General features: G+C 46.7%; 4 protein-coding genes. 2 read left to right on the forward strand and 2 right to left on the reverse strand.

The features are described from left to right. Positions 1-139: 139 nt before the first annotated feature. Entirely contained in the window at positions 140-1702 is a 1563-nt protein-coding gene (locus PX481_RS03985; RefSeq protein WP_004163193.1) for a B12-binding domain-containing radical SAM protein, read from the reverse strand. A 258-nt stretch (positions 1703-1960) separates the two neighbouring features. On the opposite strand from PX481_RS03985, the gene PX481_RS03990 reads away from it, so the two are divergent. Beyond that, the gene (locus PX481_RS03990; RefSeq protein WP_487353236.1) at positions 1961-2122 is read left to right on the forward strand and encodes a CAB/ELIP/HLIP family chlorophyll-binding protein; all 162 of its coding nucleotides are present in this window, start codon (positions 1961-1963) and stop codon (positions 2120-2122) included. On the opposite strand, the gene PX481_RS03995 is transcribed toward PX481_RS03990, so the two are convergent. Then, entirely contained in the window at positions 2108-2413 is a 306-nt protein-coding gene (locus PX481_RS03995) for a hypothetical protein (protein ID WP_196219867.1), read from the reverse strand. The two genes, PX481_RS03990 and PX481_RS03995, sit on opposite strands and share 15 nt — an antisense overlap. On the opposite strand from PX481_RS03995, the gene PX481_RS04000 reads away from it, so the two are divergent. After that, positions 2412-3707, forward strand: coding sequence for a Glu/Leu/Phe/Val family dehydrogenase (locus PX481_RS04000; protein ID WP_196219868.1), 1296 nt, complete (start codon positions 2412-2414; stop codon positions 3705-3707). The two genes, PX481_RS03995 and PX481_RS04000, sit on opposite strands and share 2 nt — an antisense overlap. Positions 3708-3974: the final 267 nt, after the last annotated feature.

Here is a 3974-nt window from a genome sequence, read left to right on the forward strand (position 1 = left end):
GGAGTGATCAGGGGGAAAATTCCGGGACTTTTTTCCTGAAAATTAGGTAATTGGCCCCCTCAAAACCGGTAAAACCCCACACCCCACACCCCACACCCCACACCCTGCCCCCAGGAAAAACTTTTTCAGCATACCCTAATTAGGCCGCTATGGCGGTTTTTTCCGATGTTAATGCCTCTTGGCGTTGAAATTCGGCTAATTGTGCCATAATTTCATCCCGAACAATCTGACGGTATTCCAGGAAATGCTCGTTGTGGGCGCAGACAGTGATATAGTGTTCGGCATTGGCGGGATTATGGCGCAAAATACCGAATAAATTCTGCCAGAATTTCCAGCGAGTGGAACGTTTAAAGCCCTGTCGCCAGATAATTACCGCTAGGGCATAGAGATCGGCCCGGCGAGGCAGTTTAAAGGCTGGTTTCGCTTTAGGTGCGCCTAATTTCAGGAAACAGCGATAGGTGCGATCAAGAAATACCTCCGGATCGTACAATTTCCAGAAGGCTTCAATATATTCCGTGGCAATATCTTCGATCGGCCGAGTGGGAACGAAATTCATCAGGGTACTTTGGTTAATGTCCTGTTTCCCCGTTAATCGTAGTCGTCCTTCTTTTTCCAAGCGAGTCCATAGGGCGGTATTGGGTAAAGCTTGTAACATTCCAAATAGAGCCGTGGGAATGGCCGCTTCTTCGACAAAATTAATGATGCGATCGGCCGCTCCTTTTTTCTCGCCATCAAAACCGATGATAAATCCCGCCATAGGGCGCAATCCGGCTTTAATAATCTTTTCTACCGTCTCGGTTAACGAACTACGGGTATTTTGGAATTTTTTGGTTAATTGTAAACTTTCTTCGTCGGGGGTTTCAATACCTAAAAAGACGGCATCAAAGTAACAATCAACCATCATTTCCATTAATTCGGGATCGGCGGCTAAATCTACCGATGCTTCCGTGTTAAACCGGAAAGGATACTGGTGTTCTTCTTGCCAAACTTTTAATTCTTTGAGGAGTAATTTAACGTTGCGCTTGTTGCCAATAAAATTATCATCCACCATGAACACGCCCCGGCGCCAACCTAACTCGTAGAGATAATCTAATTCTTTTAATAATTGTGCGGGGGTTTTGGTGCGGGGTTTACGACCGTAGAGAACGATAATATCGCAAAATTCGCACTGGAAGGGACATCCGCGCGAGAATTGTACCGACATGGAATCATAAGCTTCAAAATCGAGCAGATCGTAGCGTGGGATCGGGGTAATTGTCACATCGGGTTTTTCTGTGGTGCGGAAAACACCTTTAGTTTCTCCTCTTGCCAATGCTTCCACAAACATCGGGATGGTGATTTCTCCCTCATCGAGGATCAGAAAATCAGCCTCGGCCACTTCGTGGGGGATAGAAGTGGGATAGGGACCACCCACAGCCACCAGTTTACCCCGTTGCTTGGCTTCGTGAATTTGCTCGATTAAATCTTGACGTTGCACAATCATGCCCGAAAGAATCACTATTTCGGCCCAATCCCATTCTGCTTCTGTCACCGCCCGAATATTGCGATCAACCAGTTTAAATTCCCATTGCTGCGGTAAAATCGCCGCCACCGTCACCATACCCAGGGGAGGAAGTAAGACTTTGCGATCAACTAATTCCAGAATTTTGTTATAAGACCAGAAAGTCGGCGGAAAAACGGGATAAATCAGTAAGGCGCGCATATTCACTCCTCGCTCGATGGCGATCGATTCTTGACCTTTCGCTTGATTGTAATCTTTTTCGGTCAGGGATGGGAAAACCGTTATTTAGCCCTAGAACTAAGATCAGGTTTGATTTTCGGCCGCCATTGCCCACCCTTGACCCTGCCCCCATAAAAGTTTATGGTCAACATTAATAAAATTTATGTAAACAAATGTTGCATAGTTTGGGAAGTTATGTTACATTTAATATCAAGCACTTGAATCAAATGCAATTTTATTATAGGAAGGCAATTCACCATGGATAAGCAAGAAAACAAACTCGGCTTCACCGCTTTCGCTGAAAACTGGAATGGTCGTTTAGCCATGCTCGGTTTCGTCATTGGCGTAGCTACGGAATACTTAACCCACAAAGGTATCCTTGCTCAATTAGGCTTGATGTAATTTCAGCCTCGATTGCTGTGCATCTACAATCGTCTTGAATAAATTATCAAAAAAGGGAGGAGCATCGCTCTTTCCCTTTTTTAGTTGCAGGTTGGGGATGGGGGAGTGGGGTGATAGGGAAGTGGGGTGTGGGGTGTGGGGTAGATGATGTACTGGAAAATCTCTCAAGTAACCTTGTTTGAGAACACTTGTCGGCAATTCCTGTCTATGGTTAATTAAGAAAAATAAACTGTAGCGAAATATACTGTTTTTTCGTGTTCTAATGGGGATAGATAGGGGGAAAAAAATCATGTCGAAATCACTCTTTACCGATGCCAGCAGTCGCCTAGAACGCGCCCTTAAGTATGTCTCCATTTCCGATGATGCGATCGAGCGGTTAAAATATCCCAAAGCTAGTCTCAGCGTCTCCATACCCGTCCGTATGGACAACGGCACTTTAAGAATCTTCCAAGGCTACCGCGTCCGCTACGATGACACCCGCGGCCCCGGCAAAGGAGGGGTGCGCTATCATCCCAACGTCAGCATTGATGAGGTGCAGTCCTTGGCCTTTTGGATGACCTTTAAATGCGCCCTGCTGGATTTGCCCTTTGGTGGGGCTAAGGGCGGCATTACCCTCAATCCGAAAGAATTGTCAAAAGCCGAGTTAGAACGTCTTAGCCGGGGCTATATCGAGGGTATAGCCGACTTTATTGGTCCCGATGTCGATATTCTTGCCCCCGATGTCTATACCAACGAGATGATCATGGGTTGGATGATGGACCAGTACAGCATCATTCAGCGTAAAATTAGTCCGGCGGTGGTGACGGGGAAACCTTTAACCATGGGAGGCAGTCGTGGCCGCGATACGGCGACGGGAACAGGAGCTTTTCATGTTATTCATTCTCTTTTGCCGAAATTAGACAAAAAACCGGCTAATACTACCGTAGCCGTTCAGGGATTCGGTAACGCCGGGGCCGTAGTGGCGGATCTCCTCGCCAAAGCCGGTTATCAAGTGGTGGCGGTAAGTGATTCCCAGGGCGGCATTTATCGGGAAAAAGGCCTAGATATTGCCAGCATTCGTGAGTATAAACAGGAACATCGCGGAATTACTGCTATTTACTGTGAGGGTACTGTGTGTAATATCGTCGAACACGAGGCGATTAGTAATGAAGAATTGTTAGCCCTAGATGTGGATGTTTTGATTCCGGCTGCCCTAGAAAACCAAATTACCGCCGAAAATGCCGATCGCGTGCGGGCAAAATATATCTTTGAAGTGGCCAACGGTCCGACTACCTCAGAAGCCGATCGCATTTTAGACTCAAAAGGGATTCTCGTTTTCCCCGATATTCTGGTTAACGCCGGTGGGGTAACGGTGAGTTATTTTGAATGGGTGCAAAATCGCAGCGGTCTTTATTGGCGATTAAACGAGATCAATGAGCGCTTAAAAGAAAGAATGGTGACAGAAGCGGAAAAAGTCTGGTCTTTCGCCCAGGAGTTCGATATATCTCTGCGTAACGCCGCCTACGCCCAGGCGATTGCTCGTCTCGGAGAAGCCCTAGATGCCAAGGGAACCCGCGATTATTATCAAAATAAGACGGGAGCTTAAGGTCGTCAGGAGTCGGTCGTCGGTCGTCAGGAAATAAATAGGGTGATAGGGTTTTGGGGTGATAGGGTGATGAGACAACTTCCCCACTTCCCCACTTCCCCAGGAAAAACTTTTTGCCGCAAACCCTAAATAGGGCTTGCTGAATAAATCTAAAAACCTTGTTGGATAAGACTTTTGGACTTTTTTCCCCTCAAAAAGTACCAGATATGGGAGTGATCAGGGGGAAATTCAGGGACTTTTTCCCTGAAAATTAGGTAATTGACCCCC

Source organism: Microcystis sp. M53603_WE2 (genome assembly GCF_030065435.1).